This is a genomic window from Photorhabdus tasmaniensis, from assembly GCF_011189505.1.
Classification (GTDB): Bacteria; Pseudomonadota; Gammaproteobacteria; order Enterobacterales; family Enterobacteriaceae; genus Photorhabdus; species Photorhabdus tasmaniensis.
The window spans coordinates 1-246 of sequence record NZ_PUJU01000268.1 but is presented as its reverse complement, the minus strand read 5'-3'; the positions used below and the strand labels follow the sequence as shown (position 1 = coordinate 246).

Sequence of the window (246 nt, the reverse complement as noted above, 5' to 3'; positions counted from 1 at the left end):
AGCATATCCGGCAGCGAGATATGGCGGAGCTGCTGCAAGAGTTGGTCATACTGCTGGCGTATGATTACTATACGGATGAACAGTTAAAAAGCGTGCTAAACTACTTATTACAGGCGGGAGATACCGCTGATCCCGAGGGTTTTATCCGGCGACTGGCAGAACAGTCCCCGAGGTATGAGGAGGTACTGATGACAATAGCACAAAGATTGGAACATAAAGCACGTCAGGAAGGGCGTCAGGAAGGGC

Annotated in this window: 1 pseudogene; it reads left to right on the top strand. The window is 50.4% G+C overall.

The features are described from left to right. Positions 1-246, top strand: a pseudogene (locus C5471_RS23845) (ISNCY family transposase); the annotation flags it as partial.